The organism is Clostridium sp. AN503 (assembly GCF_040719375.1).
Taxonomy (GTDB): domain Bacteria; phylum Bacillota; class Clostridia; order Lachnospirales; family Lachnospiraceae; genus Brotaphodocola.
Genome location: NZ_JBFDTP010000002.1, coordinates 2,293,203 through 2,307,713, shown reverse-complemented (window position 1 = coordinate 2,307,713; position 14,511 = coordinate 2,293,203). Strand labels below are relative to the sequence as shown.

The window sequence follows — 14,511 nt, the reverse complement described above, 5'->3', positions numbered from 1 at the left end:
AACATCAGGCTGAAAATACGAATATGGAGGCGTAGAAACTTGGCGGAGCAGGCGAAAAAATATTACTGGTTGAAACTGGATAAGAACTTTTTTAAAAGGCATGATATCCGGATTATAGAGGCAATGCCAAATGGAAAAGATTATATCCTGTTTTATTTAAAACTGCTGGTTGAAAGTGTTTCACATAATGGGATGTTGCGTTTTTCTGATGCCATTCCATACGACGAAAGCATGTTATCCACAGTCACAAATACCAATATCGACGTTGTAAGGGCGGCGGTCGGTGTATTTACAAAACTGCGGATGATCGAGGTCATGGACGATAAAACAATCTTCATGGTTGAGGTTGAAAATATGACTGGATGTGAGACTAAATGGGCGGAAAAAAAGAGAAATTATAGGGCTAAAATAGGACAGGCTGGGGACAATGTCCTCACCGTGGTGGACGTTGTCCGACAAGAGAAAGAGTTAGAGAAAGAGAAAGAGTTAGAGTTAGAGAAAGAAGAAAAAGATATCGTTGCCCCTGGTGGGTCAACGCCTCCTCTTCCTTCTGGTTTCTCAGATCCTGATAGCTTTGAAATGCAGTGTGTAGCAATGCTGATTGAATCGTGCCTGGAGACGTACCCGAAATCAAAGGTGCCAGACACACTGGAAAAGAAGATAAAGTGGGCAGCGGAGATTGAGAAGATGAAAAGGCTGGATGGATTGCGTGAGGAGGAGATAAGACAAGCTCTCCAGTTTGCCATATCCGATAGTTTCTGGAAAACTAACATACGGAGCACAAAGAAGTTCCGGGAAAAGTTTGAGACGCTCTTTACACAGAGCCAGTCAAAACGTGGGCTTGATCATGATGGAAATCAGAATCAGCCCGAGAAGAAATTTGGGAGGAACATGCAGTGAGATTTGATGAAAATGAAATCAGGAAAGCTATCTCCATACTGAAACCGCAGAATGATCTGTTTGAGGTGCGCATTATTGCCTCCAGCAAGAAAAACGTGAGCGGGTATTTCCGGGATGTTGAGGCCTGCATCAATGCGATGAAGGGGATCCGCATGGATGACAGCTGTAATGTTTATATCACGCTGAACGGAATCAAGGATGAGTGCTATTCCAGACAGCAGAGAAACCGCTTCATGAACAACGTGTCCCCGACAACAACAGATACGGACATAGAGGGATATACCTGGCTGCTTGTGGATATTGACCCGGTTCGTGCAGCAGGGACTTCCTCCAGCGATAATCAGATCATGCTTGCGAAGAAAAAGGGCAATGAGGTGTACGCGTTCATGAAACAGAATGGCTTTGAGGAGCCGGTTGTGGGGTTCAGCGGAAACGGGGTCCATCTGCTGTACAGTATCGGCCTTGTGGTGAATGAGGAGAATAAGAAACTGGTCAAGGATTGCCTGGCGGTCCTGGCCCTGTTCTTTTCGGATGAGCAGGTCAGCGTGGATACGGCAAACTTTAACCCGGCCAGGGTCTGTAAACTGTATGGGACTATGGCGCAGAAGGGTGCCGACACCCCGGAACGCCCCCACAGGATGAGCTATATCGTCCAGACGCCGGAAACGCCCAGGCAGAACGATAAGGCACTGCTCCAGAAGCTGGCCGGATATCTGCCCGTGCCGGAGAAGCCGCAGAGCTATAACCGTTATAATCCGATGGGATTTGACCTGGACCAGTGGCTGGATGAACATGGGATCCGGTACACCAAAGCCGCATATGGCAGCGGGATGAAATATATCCTGGAGCGCTGCCCGTTTGATGAAAATCATTCAGGAAAGGATGCCTGTATTTTTAAGATGGCAAATGGAGCGATCGGGTTCCACTGTTTTCATAACTCCTGTTCTGGAAGAACCTGGCAGGATGTGCGTCGCCTGTATGAGCCGGATGCCTATGACCGCCAGTATGTAAAAGAGGAGCGGAGTCCAAATTACCAGAATCCCAACTATGTGGTCGAGAAAAAAGAAGAAGTCAGAGTGATCGATGGGCAGCCGGTCTTCTTTACGACGGAGCAGATCCGGCTCTTAAAGGAACCTCCGGAGGAGTTCATAAAGACCGGGGTGGATGTGATCGACCAGAAGATGCGGGGGCTTAAAAAGGGATTTGTCACCTGCCTCAGCGGTCTCAGGGCGGCGGGAAAGAGCAGCATCATCTCCCAGATCACGGTGGAGGCGGTACAGCAGGAGTATAGGACGGCCCTGTTCAGTGGGGAGTTAAAGCCCAAGAACCTGCTAAAATGGCTTCTGCTCCAGGCAGCTGGAAAAGCGTATGTAAAAGATACCCAATACGACAACTATTATGTTGTTCCTGCCCCCTATGATGCAGTTATCTCGAAATGGCTGGATGAGAAGGTCTATGTATATAATAATTACTACGGCAATAATTTTAATTCCATCATGGGCCAGATCAGGAAATGTGTGGCAGAGCATAAGGTTGATCTGGTCATACTCGATAACATGATGGCGCTCAACCTGATGGAGATGGGATCTGATAAATACCAGCAGCAGAGCCACTTCGTGGAGTGCCTGGAGGATTTTGCAAAGCAGGCGAACATCCATATCCTGTTCGTGGCGCATCCCAGGAAGTCCGTGGGCTTCCTTCGTCTGGACGATGTGTCCGGCAGTAATGACATCGTAAACCGGGTGGACAATGCATTTATCCTGCACCGAGTAAACAGCGACTTTAAGCGGCTGTCGAAAGAGATGTTCAAGTGGAAAGAGAATAACCCGCTGTATCTTGCCACCAATGTGATCGAGATATGCAAGGACCGGGACGGCGGAGTGCAGGATGAGTTTATCCCATTGTTTTTTGAGCCAAACACAAAGCGGCTCAGGAACAGCCCGGGAGAGTGTAAGATATATGGCTGGGAGGAGAAGAAGGCAGAGTATAAGGGCGGGGAGTTCGAGGCCATCCCGCCGGGAGAAGAACTGCCGTTTGATTGAGGAGGAGCAGAATGGACAATGACCAGGTAAAACAGATTTTCTGGAAGTGCTATAACAACTTCTGGAACAAATGGAAGGATGAGAAGCTGCCGAAGGATTCAGAGAAGTGGGATGCTGTTGTCGGGGAAATTCAGGATATCTTAAAAAAGCATAGCTGTAGTTTATGCAGGAAGGTGATCTTGGGACTTTTGGCAGAACTGGAGGAGCGGAATCTGAAGGATATTTTTGATTATGACGGACCGATCCGTGTACTGACAAAGGAGTCAGAGACTTCGCTTGATAAGCAGATGGAGTTGGTTCGGGGATATAAGCTGGTGGAGCTGATCGCAGTCATGCAGGAGTATGAAAAGGATCCGCAAAGATTTGATCCGGAGGTCATAAAGTGTGTGGCGCATAGGCTTGTGGATATGGAGATCATGTTGAAATATTGAGGAGGAAAGCATGGATAAAGTGAGCAGAATTATGATGATACAAGGAATTGTTGGAACATTGGCCGAGAGCATAAAGGAAAACGAGGAATTTGAACGTGAGCATGGATATGGCCCTGCATATGGAGTGACGGACCAATACCATACAAGGGAATCTATAAAAAGGCGGATCATCCAGGCAAGGTCAGAGCTGAACCAGTTGGTCAAGGAGATGTAAGGAGGGATCGGATTGGAAAAGACTGAGAACGACTACAAAAAGAAATTTCTATGGTCATATCGGGATTCTAAGTGTAAAGTAACTCGATTAGATGAGCAACTTGAGGAACTGAAGGAAAATAAATTATCAATAAAAGTGTCAGGAAATGGAATGCCCCATGGGAATGAGAAATCGGATCTCTCCGGGTATGCATCAAAAAAAGATGAGATTGAGCGTGAAATTATCAGCGAGAGATATCAAAGTGTACAGCGGTTCATATCCGTCAGAAAGGCAATCGAAGATATGGACAGCGAGAAAGAAAAGGCCATTTTAACATATCGATATCTTCGGGAATATGACTGGGATGATATAGCGAGGAAGACTGGTTATTGCTTACAGTGGGTACATAAAATCCATGCCAGGGCGCTTGCACATTTCAAAATTCCAAAAGAGGCGATAGAAAGCGATACATGACATGTGGTATACTGTAAAAAACGAATTGGGCTTCCGGGAAACCGGGAGCTTTTTCTTGCATAAATTCCGGCGTCTGGAACTTAGGGCGCCGGTCCTCCTTTATCCCAGTGGCTTATATGGGAGCTTTTCTTTTGTCATTTTTTGATGTATGATAATAGAAAAAGTGGAGATTGATAAAAATGGATAAAATTTTAGCGTGGATAAAAGCTCACCTAATTATAGCATTGATAATCATAATTATTATAGTGCCTGTTTTAGTATATTTTCTGTCAGTTTTACCGTTGTTTCCTTCGGGAGATAATAATGATTGGGCTGGCTTTTGGGGGGGATACATAGGCGCTATAATAGGTGGGGTCTGTACGGTGGTAGGTGTATATTGGACTATTCAATATACACAAAAAAATTATGAAGAAGATGTTAGAAATAGATCACTGCCTTATATCGCGCTTACTACATTACAGTGTGATAGAACAACAAATTTATTTAATTTGTGGCGTGACGATAACAGTGAACTAGAAAGAAATGAAGTGCAGAAAGATATAGGGCAATATCAGGAGTACCGCTTAGATAAAGTCTTTATTATCATTGAGGATGGGAAAATTAAATACAGTAAACATTTGTCAAATGAGGAAGAATTATTAATTAAAAACGGTGGATTGGCAGAGATACAGCATACAAATGGGATTACTGTAGTTGATAAAGGTGTAATTTCAGTACCGTTTGAGTTTGAAAATGTAGGTAATGGAGCAGCATTATCTTTTAGAATAGGTCTAAATAGAGAAGTGAATAAAAATGCTAGATATATAGTGCCCTCTAGCTTGAAAGTTGGAGAAAAAGTATACGTGCATATCTTTTCGCAAAATAATAATAATGAAAACATAAACCATGGTAAATATATGTTGGAAGTATATTATGAAGACATTTTTAGAAATTCTTACTGCCAACAATATTGTTTTAGCATAGATAAAATCAAAGAAACTAATAGAGTTTTTTCGTCATTGGATTTAAGTGGTAAGCAAATGAGAATTAACAATTGAAAAATTTTTAAGTACGGAATATAGATAAAAACAGCTCATTTGAGAGGTAGCCCCGCGCTGCCTCTTTTATATTGCCAGATAGGAAGGTGAGGTGAGCCCAATGGCAAAAGGAAAATACGAATATTGGCTAACGCCTGATGGCTTACTGAAACTTGAGTCATGGGCACGCGACGGTCTGACAGATGAGCAATTGGCTGAACGAATGAATATCACACCATCGACATTATACGAATGGAAAAAGCGGTATTCGGAGATTTCGGAGTCCCTAAAAAAGGGCAAGGAGGTTGTAGACATCCAGGTGGAGAATGCGTTGCTGAAACGCGCCCTTGGTTATGCCTACAACGAAGACAAATATATCAGTGTTCCGATGGAACTGGCAGAATACGATGAGAAACTGACCCAGTATATGAAGCTCTATCGATTCGAGCATCCGGAAGCTACCGATTCGGAATTGATGCTGATTAAGGAACAGTTCCCTAAAACCAAAATGATATTGGCAGAGCGGAAGACCAAGGAGGTCGTACCTGACACCACCGCCCAGATCTTCTGGCTGAAGAACCGCCGTCCCGACAAATGGCGGGATAAACAGGACATGGAGTTGTCTGGCGAAGTGAAGTCCACCAACCCCTATGCCGGCCTCACAACCGAAGAACTAAAGAAGTTGATCCATGGTGGATAGAGACATGCTTATAAGAGGAGCAAAGATAGAGCTTGCACGGCGCGAGTTCTTTTTTTATTGCCATTTAAAGGCACCGGACTTCTACAAGGAGGACAGGCAGTACCTGATCGACCTCTGCAACGCATTCCAGGATTTTATCCAGTCCGATGATGAGGTGATGATTGTAAATGAACCGCCGCGCCACGGAAAAAGCCGCACGGCCGGCCTGCTGGTCGAATGGGTACTGGGAAATGACCAGACCCAGAAGATCATGACTGGCTCGTACAATGAGACGCTGTCCACCATGTTCTCCAAGAACGTCCGCAACGACATCCAGGAGGAGAAAGCCGACCAGGACCGGATCGTCTTCTCTGACATCTTCCCTGGCGTCCGGATCAAGCAGGGTGACGGTGCCATGAACCTCTGGAGCCTGGAAGGTGGGTACAACAACTATTTAGCAACATCCCCCACCGGTACAGCGACAGGTTTCGGCGCTTCCCTTCTGATCATCGACGACCTTATCAAGAACGCAGAGGAGGCCAACAATGAGCTGACCAAGGAAAAGCACTGGACCTGGTTCACGGATACGATGCTGTCCCGTCTGGAGGAAGGCGGCAAGATCATCATCATCATGACCCGCTGGGCCTCAGATGACCTGGCGGGCCGTGCACTGGAGCATTTCAAAGAATCCGGGGCAAAGCTCCGCCACATCTCCATGAAAGCGCTGCTGGATCCAGAGATGCATGAGATGCTCTGTCCCGAGGTCCTGTCCTATAAGTCCTATCAGGCAAAGATAAAGGCCATGGGTGCAGACATTGCATCTGCCAACTACCAGCAGGAGCCGATCGACCTTAAGGGCAGGCTGTACACCAGCCTGAAAACCTACGCCGGGGAGCTGCCGCAGTTTAAAGAGATCCGCAACTATACCGATACGGCGGATACCGGAGAGGATTATCTCTGCAGCATCAACTATGGTGTAACGTTTACAAATGAGGCCTATGTCCTGGATGTCCTGTATACCAAGGAGCCGATGGAAACCACGGAGCCGGCCACAGCCAGGCTGCTCCATAAGGATGCGGTAAATGTCTCCGACATCGAGTCCAACAATGGCGGCCGCGGCTTCGCCCGGAACGTGGAGCGGATCCTCCATCAGGAGCTGGGGAGCAACCATACGGTCATCCGCTGGTTCAGCCAGACGAAGAACAAGCAGGCGCGGATCTATTCCAATTCCGCCTGGGTGATGCAGCATATCTATTTCCCGGAGGACTGGCGGAACCGCTGGCCGGAATACCATGACGCCATGATAAAGTACCAGAGGGAAGGAAAGAACCGGCACGACGACGCCCCTGATGCAACCACGGGGATCGCGGAAAAGATCGGTGCGGGAGACGTGTTCAGTTTTGAATAACAGGAGGAAGGTGATAAGGATGATAGAATACGGCAGCGAGACGCGGCGGATCAACGCGGTCGTCAACGCAGGGGTAAGGACCAGGATGACGGACATCCGGTTCCTGGAAAAAGAGATCGAGAAATGGAAGCAGTCGCCGGTGCGTCGGGATATGATCCTGGCGGAACGGTACTACCAGGGAGACCACGACATCCAGCATACGCCGCGGACCGTCATCAATGAGAAGGGTGAGTTGGAGCCGGCAAAGAACCTGCCGGATAACCGGATCGTGGATAACCAGTACCAGAAGGCTGTGGACCAGAAGAAGAATTACCTCCTGTCCAAGCCATTCACGGTCACCAGTAAAAATGAGGAGTACGCCGAGGCGATCAAAGTGGTCCTGGATAAGCGGTTCCTTCGTAGTTTAAAGCGGATCGCCGGGGATTCCATAAGCGGAGGGATCGGGTATCTGTACCCTTACTACAATGACCAGGGGGTGCTGCAGTTTAAGCGGTTCAGCAACTACGAGGTGATCCCGTTCTGGGCGGACGAGGAGCACACGGAGCTGGACTGTTTCGGGAGGCTCTACCAGCTGGATGGGTACGAAGGAGAGACAGAAAAGACCTATGAATTTTTTGAGCTGTACTCCAGAAGCGGCGTGGACCGGTACCAGCTTGATGGGAGCCATCTGATCCCGGATGTTATGCATCCTTCCGGCGCCCACTACCTGGTGGAGCAGCATGACCCGGATGGGCAGCATAAAGAGGTGCCATACAACTGGGACCGGGTGCCGCTCATTGCATTCAAGCGCAATGCCCATGAGATCCCGCTGATCAAATGCTGTAAGGGCCTGCAGGACGGCATCAACCTGATGGTCAGTACCTTTGAGAACAACATGTGTGAGGATGCCAGGAACACGATCCTGGTGGTCGTAAACTACGATGGGACAAACCTGGGCGAGTTCCGCAAGAACCTGTCCCAGTATGGCGCAGTGAAAGTGCGCAATGACGGCAGTGGAGCAGGTGGGGACGTGCGGACCCTTACGGTGGAGGTGGATGCAGAGAACTACAGGGCGATCCTGGAGATCTTCAAGCAGGCACTGATCGAGAACTGCAAGACCTATGATGCCAGGGACGCAAGGCTTTCCGGGGATGCCAACCAGATGCATATCCAGACCATTTACCAGGACATCGAGCTGGATGCCCAGGACATGGAGACGGAATACCAGGCGGCGTTTGAGGACCTTCTGTGGTTCGTGGACCAGTATCTGGCCAGCACCGGGCAGGGGGATTTTGAGCAGGAGGAAGTGGACATTACCTTCAACCGGAATTTCCTGGTCAATGAGAGTGAACTGATCGACAACTGTGTGAAATCGGTAGGACTCCTTCCGACGAAGCTGATCCTACAGAAGCACCCGTGGGTGGAGGATGCAGACGAAGCCCTGAGGATGCTGGAGGAGGAAAAACAGAAGCAGATGGAGCAGATGGACCCGTACCAGCAGGCATTTGCGGGGCAGGGGAAGGAAGCCGGGGAGCAGGGCGGTGATGGGATAGATGGCAAAGAAGAATCCTGATTACTGGAAAGGGCGGATGGCAGCCCTGGAGGATGACCAGTACCGGAAGGGGGCAGGGTATTATAAAGATGTCCAGGAGCAGTTCCGGCGGGCCTCAAACAGTATCCAGCTGGATATTGAGCGGTGGTACATGCGGCTGGCGGAAAACAACGATATCAGCTATGCGGCAGCCAAGCGGCTGCTGAAGAAGGGCGAACTGGAGGAGTTTAAATGGGACGTCCAGCAGTACATAAAAGCCGGGGAGGAAAATGCCATTGACCGGCGCTGGATGAAGGAGCTTGAGAATGCGTCCGCCAGGCATCATATCTCATACCTGGAAGCCATGAAGCTCCAGGCCCAGCAGCACGCGGAGCTTCTGTCCGCAGAGTTTGAGGGCGGCATGACGGATTTCCTGCACAAGTCTTATGCGGATGGCTTTTACCATACGGCATACGAGATAGCAAAGGGGACTGGCGTTGGCACAAACCTGGCGCGTCTGGATGATAAGCGCATCGATGCGGTCATCAAGAGGCCATGGGCGCAGGACGGGGCCAGTTTCTCGGACCGGATCTGGACCAACAGGCAGAAGCTGGTGAACAGCCTCCACACGGAGCTGACGCAGAACATCATCCGAGGGGAATCGCCGCAGAAGGCTATTGACAGCCTGGCAAGGACCATGGATGTCAGCCGTGCGCAGGCGGGGAGGTTGATCATGACGGAATCGGCAGCGATCGCTTCAGCGGCCCAGAAGGACACCTTAAAGGAGCTGGGGATGGAGCAGTATGAGATCCTGGCCACACTGGATGGGAAGACCTCGGAGATCTGCCGGGAGATGGACGGGAAGGTCTTTGATATGAAGGACTATGAGGTCGGAGTGACGGCGCCGCCATTTCATCCTAACTGCCGATCAACCACGGTGCCGTATTTTGATGATGAGTTCACGGATGGGGAGGAACGGGCGGCCAGGAATGAGGAAACTGGTGAGACTTATTATGTGCCGGCGAATATGAAGTATCGGGAGTGGGAAAAGAAGTTTGTAGGCATGAATAATGATTCAGGTAAGATGGCATCGATATCCGGTCTAAATTGGAATGATACAAAGCCAAGATTTTTATCAGAAGCAGAAAAAAAGGAATTACTAGAATATGCATCAGAGCATGACATAAAAGTCTTTAATTTAAAGCAGTTTGATGGAGACCCGGATATTTTAAAAGAACAGATAGACTCTTTGGATAAAATGAAAACTGATTTTCCAGAATATATGCCTAAAAAGTTGACAGTGTCATTTTCTGATAAAATGAACGATGATGATTTTGCAGATACCAGGGGAGGAACGATAACATTTAATACCAAGGCATTAAGAGATCGTATGGTCACCGAGAGGAATATGCAAAACTCAGGAATATTTGCTTCAAAGAACACAAGGGATATTGCAATTCATGAATCAGGACATCTTATCGCTTCTGTAAAAGGAGAGAGGGGGCTTGAATTAGCAAGAAAAGCATATTATAATATATACAAAGAAGAAGTAACGATAGATGAAACATTGCTATATTTATCTGAAAATGTATCTCAATATTCAATAACGTATCATGGCTCACGAGAAGATCAGGAGTACCGGTTTAATGCCAAACGGTTTAAAGAAATTATACCAGAGGTTTTAGCTAAAAATAGTGCCGATGATACTGATTTTACGAGAGAATTTCTGAGATTATTGAAGGGGGAAGTCAAGTGAAAAATGTTGATTTGTATTGGAGAAGTAACAAGGAGTGGTGGGAGTTTAAAAATCATATCCCAGTTATAAAAAAGGATGCACCTAAAGAGGCGCAGGAAAGCTATAAAAGGTATTTGGAACAAGTGAGTGATAAGTGATACCACCAGTCAGTAAATGGCCGGTGGTATTTTTATCCCCATTTTTGTTGCGATATCGCAACCCACGAAACTTAGCACGCAGAGTTCCCTCTGGGTGTTATTTTTATGTCCTGCCACATGACGCGAAACTGGGCAGACATCAAGGAATCAGGTGGAGCGACCACGAGAAAAAGCGATGAGGAAAGGATGGCAGAATGATGCAGAGAAAGTTTTTAGAGAACCTGGGCCTGGAGAAAGAGGCGATCGACAAGATCCTGGATGAGAACTCCGCGGATATCGGCAAAGCCAAGACAGACTACGATGCACTTAAACAGGAGCGGGACACCCTGGCAGGGCAGGTAACAGAGCGGGACGGACAGCTTGAGAACCTCAAGAAGTCAGCCGGTGACAATGAAGCGCTGATGAAGCAGATCGCGGACCTGCAGGCGGATAACCTTGCGGCAAAGCAGCAGTACGAGGCGGATATGAAGGAGCTGAAGCTCTCCACGGCGATCAAGCTGGCTTTGGGAGACACGGCACAGGATGCGGACCTGGTAATGGGGCTGTTTGACAAGAGCAAGCTGATCCTGTCGGAGGACGGGAAGGTCACCGGCCTGGAGGAGCAGCTGAAAACCCTTAAGAAAGAAAAAGCATTCCTGTTCAAGGAGGAGAAAACACAGCAGACCCAGATCAAAGGCGGGAAGCCGGCAGAGGGGAAGGGGACCCCGCCGGAGGATAAGAAACCGTCTGAAATGACCTACAGTGAGATGTGCAAATACCTGGAGGCAAATCCGGGCGCAGCGATTGAGTAAAGAGAAAGGATGAGATAAGACATGGCAAAATTTAATGAAAAGACATTTAACCCGGAGGCGTTCGGCAGATATGTGGACCGGATCCCGAAGACAAAGCGGAATGAGCTGATCAAGTCCAGGGCCTTAAAGGGCAATGAACAGATCCGGCAGGCGTTCAGCTCCCAGACCGGCACGGCGTATGCGACCCTGCCGATGAAGGGGCTTCTGGAGGGTGCGCCGCTCAACTATGACGGCAAGACGGATATCACCTCCGAGAGGACGACCACCTTTGAGCGCAGCGTGGTGGTGTGGGGCAGATCGAAGGCCTGGACAGAGGATGATTTCTCCACGGACATCACCGGCGGTACAGATTTCATGGACAACGTGGCGGCGCAGGTGTCCGGCTGGTGGGATGACGTGTACCAGGATGTGCTCCTGTCGGTTCTGAAAGGCATCTTTGCAATGACCGGGGCAAAGAACCTGGAGTTTGTAAACGGGCACACTTATGACATCACGGCAGTGGCCGGTGAGGACAAGGACGGGAACCCGCTAAGCTGCGTAGGGCCGACTACCCTGAACACCGCGATCCAGAAGGCGTCCGGCGACAATAAATCGAAGTTCACCATTGCGATCATGCATTCCACCACGGCGACTAACCTGGAGAACCTGCGGCTGCTGTCCTATATGAAGTATACGGATGCAGACGGGATCCAGCGCGACCTTGCGATCGGCACCTGGAATGGCCGGGCGGTGATCGTGGATGATTCCATGCCGGTGGAGCATGTGGATGCGGTGGAGGAGAGCGGCACTGCAGGGACGGAAGGCTATGTGCCTGCGGCTGCGGCCTATGATAAGTTCACCACCTACGTGCTGGGAGACGGCGCCATCGATTTTGAGAAGATCGGTGCGGAGGTACCCAATGAGATGCAGCGCGACCCGAAGACCAACGGCGGGGAGACGACCCTGTATACCAGGGACCGCGCCTGTTATGCACCGTATGGGATCTCCTATACGAAGAAGCGCCAGGCATCCCTTTCCCCGACCAATGAAGAGCTGGCAAACGGTGAGAACTGGACGCTGGTGAACAATGGCGGAACCGGGGCGGGGCTCAAGGTGATCGACCATAAGGCCATCCCGATCGCGCGGATCATTTCCAGGGGGTAAAGGCAGGTGGCCGGCATGGAGCATGGGAAGTTGGAGCTGGGGAAACTGAAAGGGCTGCTGGGGATCCCGGAGGAAGACGCCTCCCAGGACGTCCCCCTGCGGTTTATCCTGGATGATGTGGAAGAAACAGTGAAGAATTACTGCAACCTGGATGCCGTGCCGGAGGGACTCATCAACACAGCATACCGGATGGCAGTGGACTTATACCGGTATGACCGGCCGGGAGGGGAGGGGGCGCCTGTCATGGTGGCCTCCATCTCGGAAGGGGACACGTCCACCGGGTTTGTGAATGCAGCGGAGGCGTTGGGCGGCGGCATCCTGAAGGACTATCAGGGGCAGCTCAACCGGTATAGAAGGCTGGTGTGGTAGGATGATGATGGATGCGATTAGGCAGGCGCAGAGGCTGCACAGAAAGGCCCTGGAGGCCACTTGCGACGGTACATGCAGGATCTACGGGATGAAGGCGGTAAAGGACCCGGAGACGATGGTGACGCGGCAGGAGGAGGCCCTGGTACAGGAAGGGATCCCCTGCCATCTGTCCTTTTCCAGCGCGGCTCCGGCAGCCGGTACGGGGACGGTTACGCAGGTGGCACAGACCATCAAGCTGTTCCTGGCGCCGGAATTATTGATCCCTCCGGGAAGCCGGATCGAGGTCACCCAGCATGGACGGAGTGAGAGCTATGCCCAGAGCGGGAAGGCGGCGGTGTATTCTTCTCACCAGGAGATCGTGCTGGATTTATGGAAGGGGTATGCGTGATGGCAAAGGGCGGCAGTTTTGATTTCCGGGAGGTAAGGAAGCTGCAGAAGCAGATCGAGGCGATCGAGAAGGGAAAGGATGCATTCTGCAGGGAGTGCGCTAGGGAATTGGCGGCGCGGCTGTTACAGAAGATAGTGAAGCGAACACCGACAGGTGAAAAACCGGATTATCTAACTAAGGCACCCAAAATTGTGAAGGCAAAAGGAAGTGGTGGAAAATCAAGTGCTTTCCTTTCAAGGGAGGGCGCAATCCTGCAAAAATACTGGTCCGGATATGTTGGCGGGACCTTGAAGCGGAGTTGGACTGTAGGCGATATTCAGAAGACAGGGGACGGCTATCAGGTTGAGATTTTCAATCCGACCGAGTACGCTTCCTATGTGGAATATGGCCATCGTCAGGAACCTGGCAGATATGTCCCGGCACTTGGAAGGCGGCTCAAGAAGGGATGGGTTCCCGGAAAGCTTATGATGACCATCTCGGAAAAGGAGATAGAGAAGGCCACGCCAAAGCTCCTGGAGAAAAAGCTGGAGGAGTATTTAAGGAGGTGCCTGGATGGTGAATGAGATCATGGACGCGGTCACAAGGCGCTTAGGTGTGCTGTTTGGTGATGAAGCGGCCATTTATACGGATCGGGTGGAGCAGGGGCTTGTGGAACCCTGTTTTTTTGTCTCTGTCCTGGAGCCATCCCGGAAACCGATGCTGGGACGGAGATCTTATCAGGAGACCAACTTCTGCATCCAGTACATCCCGGAGGAGAGCAAAGCGGATAAAAGCCGTGAGCTTAACCAGGTGACGGATACTTTGTTTGACGGGATGGAGTACATCATCCTGGCAAACGGGGATATGCTGCGGGGAACAGGGAGGAGCTTCCGGATCGAGGACGGGATCCTGAATTTTTTTGTCAGTTATAACATGTACCTGATGGCTCCTGCGGAGGCAGTGGACGCCATGGGGGAGCTGAAATGGAAAGGAGGTGCAGGCGTTGGCAGTGAAAAGAAGCAGTAGGGAAGTGAAGACAGTGAAGACAGCCGCAGGGGCCGGGGCAGCTACGGACAGAGCCGGTGCGCGGTATGGAAAGGAGCAGATCCTTAATTCCAGTCGTTACCGCGGGAAGAGGGACCTAATCAATGCGCTGCTCAAGGAAGGGAAAGAGTATTCCCTGGAGGAAGTGGACGGCCTGTTAGAAGTATATTTGAAAGGAAGGGTGATGTAGATGTTAGGTGGCGGAACTTTTATTGATCAGAACAAGGGGTTGCCGGGGGCTTATATTAATT

At 50.0% G+C, this 14,511-nt stretch carries 18 protein-coding genes; all 18 read left to right on the top strand.

Annotation, left to right across the window (positions count from 1 at the left end):
* Window positions 1–39: 39 nt before the first annotated feature.
* A complete protein-coding gene (locus AB1I67_RS18070) occupies window positions 40–900 on the top strand; it encodes a phage replisome organizer N-terminal domain-containing protein (RefSeq protein WP_367031427.1) in 861 nt (286 codons plus the stop codon).
* Window positions 897–2,942: a DnaB-like helicase C-terminal domain-containing protein gene (locus tag AB1I67_RS18065; RefSeq protein WP_367031425.1), complete on the top strand. Its 2,046-nt coding sequence runs from the start codon at window positions 897–899 to the stop codon at window positions 2,940–2,942. Before AB1I67_RS18070 ends, AB1I67_RS18065 begins: the two co-directional genes overlap by 4 nt.
* A gap of 11 nt (window positions 2,943–2,953) precedes the next feature.
* Window positions 2,954–3,373, top strand: a complete 420-nt coding sequence (locus AB1I67_RS18060) for a hypothetical protein (protein ID WP_367031424.1) — start codon at window positions 2,954–2,956, stop codon at window positions 3,371–3,373.
* Between the two features lie 10 nt (window positions 3,374–3,383).
* Window positions 3,384–3,587: a hypothetical protein gene (locus AB1I67_RS18055; RefSeq protein WP_367031423.1), complete on the top strand. Its 204-nt coding sequence runs from the start codon at window positions 3,384–3,386 to the stop codon at window positions 3,585–3,587.
* 12 nt (window positions 3,588–3,599) lie between these two features.
* On the top strand, window positions 3,600–4,040 hold the full coding sequence (locus tag AB1I67_RS18050) for a hypothetical protein (RefSeq protein WP_367031421.1): 441 nt from the start codon (window positions 3,600–3,602) through the stop codon (window positions 4,038–4,040).
* Between the two features lie 179 nt (window positions 4,041–4,219).
* On the top strand, window positions 4,220–5,077 hold the full coding sequence (locus AB1I67_RS18045; protein WP_367031420.1) for a hypothetical protein: 858 nt from the start codon (window positions 4,220–4,222) through the stop codon (window positions 5,075–5,077).
* Window positions 5,078–5,177: 100 nt separating this feature from the next.
* Window positions 5,178–5,756 (top strand): transposase, encoded by a 579-nt coding sequence (locus AB1I67_RS18040; protein ID WP_367031418.1) that lies wholly within the window; start codon window positions 5,178–5,180, stop codon window positions 5,754–5,756.
* Window positions 5,749–7,143, top strand: a complete 1,395-nt coding sequence (gene terL, locus AB1I67_RS18035) for a phage terminase large subunit (protein WP_367032645.1) — start codon at window positions 5,749–5,751, stop codon at window positions 7,141–7,143. Before AB1I67_RS18040 ends, terL begins: the two co-directional genes overlap by 8 nt.
* A 19-nt stretch (window positions 7,144–7,162) precedes the next feature.
* Complete coding sequence (locus tag AB1I67_RS18030; RefSeq protein WP_367032644.1) at window positions 7,163–8,695, top strand: phage portal protein; 1,533 nt, start codon at window positions 7,163–7,165, stop codon at window positions 8,693–8,695.
* A complete protein-coding gene (locus tag AB1I67_RS18025; protein ID WP_367031416.1) occupies window positions 8,676–10,409 on the top strand; it encodes a minor capsid protein in 1,734 nt (577 codons plus the stop codon). The genes AB1I67_RS18030 and AB1I67_RS18025 overlap by 20 nt, the downstream gene beginning before the upstream one ends.
* Entirely contained in the window at window positions 10,406–10,546 is a 141-nt protein-coding gene (locus AB1I67_RS18020) for a hypothetical protein (RefSeq protein ID WP_367031415.1), read from the top strand. The genes AB1I67_RS18025 and AB1I67_RS18020 overlap by 4 nt, the downstream gene beginning before the upstream one ends.
* Before the next feature lie 194 nt (window positions 10,547–10,740).
* Window positions 10,741–11,337: a phage scaffolding protein gene (locus AB1I67_RS18015; protein ID WP_367031414.1), complete on the top strand. Its 597-nt coding sequence runs from the start codon at window positions 10,741–10,743 to the stop codon at window positions 11,335–11,337.
* A 21-nt stretch (window positions 11,338–11,358) separates the two neighbouring features.
* Complete coding sequence (locus tag AB1I67_RS18010; RefSeq protein ID WP_367031413.1) at window positions 11,359–12,480, top strand: phage coat protein; 1,122 nt, start codon at window positions 11,359–11,361, stop codon at window positions 12,478–12,480.
* Between the two features lie 15 nt (window positions 12,481–12,495).
* Window positions 12,496–12,849, top strand: a complete 354-nt coding sequence (locus AB1I67_RS18005; RefSeq protein WP_367031412.1) for a phage head-tail connector protein — start codon at window positions 12,496–12,498, stop codon at window positions 12,847–12,849.
* A gap of 1 nt (window position 12,850) precedes the next feature.
* Window positions 12,851–13,237, top strand: coding sequence for a hypothetical protein (locus AB1I67_RS18000; RefSeq protein WP_367031411.1), 387 nt, complete (start codon window positions 12,851–12,853; stop codon window positions 13,235–13,237).
* Entirely contained in the window at window positions 13,237–13,800 is a 564-nt protein-coding gene (locus AB1I67_RS17995; protein WP_367031409.1) for an HK97 gp10 family phage protein, read from the top strand. Before AB1I67_RS18000 ends, AB1I67_RS17995 begins: the two co-directional genes overlap by 1 nt.
* On the top strand, window positions 13,790–14,242 hold the full coding sequence (locus AB1I67_RS17990; RefSeq protein ID WP_367031407.1) for a DUF6838 family protein: 453 nt from the start codon (window positions 13,790–13,792) through the stop codon (window positions 14,240–14,242). Before AB1I67_RS17995 ends, AB1I67_RS17990 begins: the two co-directional genes overlap by 11 nt.
* Window positions 14,226–14,450, top strand: coding sequence for a hypothetical protein (locus tag AB1I67_RS17985; protein ID WP_367032642.1), 225 nt, complete (start codon window positions 14,226–14,228; stop codon window positions 14,448–14,450). Before AB1I67_RS17990 ends, AB1I67_RS17985 begins: the two co-directional genes overlap by 17 nt.
* The last annotated feature ends 61 nt before the right edge of the window (window positions 14,451–14,511 follow it).

Coding starts and splice junctions, on each gene's coding strand:
- AB1I67_RS18060 (WP_367031424.1), top strand. CDS start 2,954: ATGGACAATGACCAGGTAAAACAGATTTTCTGGAAGTGCTATAACAAC.
- AB1I67_RS18055 (WP_367031423.1), top strand. CDS start 3,384: ATGGATAAAGTGAGCAGAATTATGATGATACAAGGAATTGTTGGAACA.
- AB1I67_RS18045 (WP_367031420.1), top strand. CDS start 4,220: ATGGATAAAATTTTAGCGTGGATAAAAGCTCACCTAATTATAGCATTG.
- AB1I67_RS18040 (WP_367031418.1), top strand. CDS start 5,178: ATGGCAAAAGGAAAATACGAATATTGGCTAACGCCTGATGGCTTACTG.
- AB1I67_RS18030 (WP_367032644.1), top strand. CDS start 7,163: ATGATAGAATACGGCAGCGAGACGCGGCGGATCAACGCGGTCGTCAAC.
- AB1I67_RS18025 (WP_367031416.1), top strand. CDS start 8,676: ATGGCAAAGAAGAATCCTGATTACTGGAAAGGGCGGATGGCAGCCCTG.
- AB1I67_RS18015 (WP_367031414.1), top strand. CDS start 10,741: ATGATGCAGAGAAAGTTTTTAGAGAACCTGGGCCTGGAGAAAGAGGCG.
- AB1I67_RS18010 (WP_367031413.1), top strand. CDS start 11,359: ATGGCAAAATTTAATGAAAAGACATTTAACCCGGAGGCGTTCGGCAGA.
- AB1I67_RS18005 (WP_367031412.1), top strand. CDS start 12,496: ATGGAGCATGGGAAGTTGGAGCTGGGGAAACTGAAAGGGCTGCTGGGG.
- AB1I67_RS18000 (WP_367031411.1), top strand. CDS start 12,851: ATGATGATGGATGCGATTAGGCAGGCGCAGAGGCTGCACAGAAAGGCC.
- AB1I67_RS17995 (WP_367031409.1), top strand. CDS start 13,237: ATGGCAAAGGGCGGCAGTTTTGATTTCCGGGAGGTAAGGAAGCTGCAG.
- AB1I67_RS17990 (WP_367031407.1), top strand. CDS start 13,790: ATGGTGAATGAGATCATGGACGCGGTCACAAGGCGCTTAGGTGTGCTG.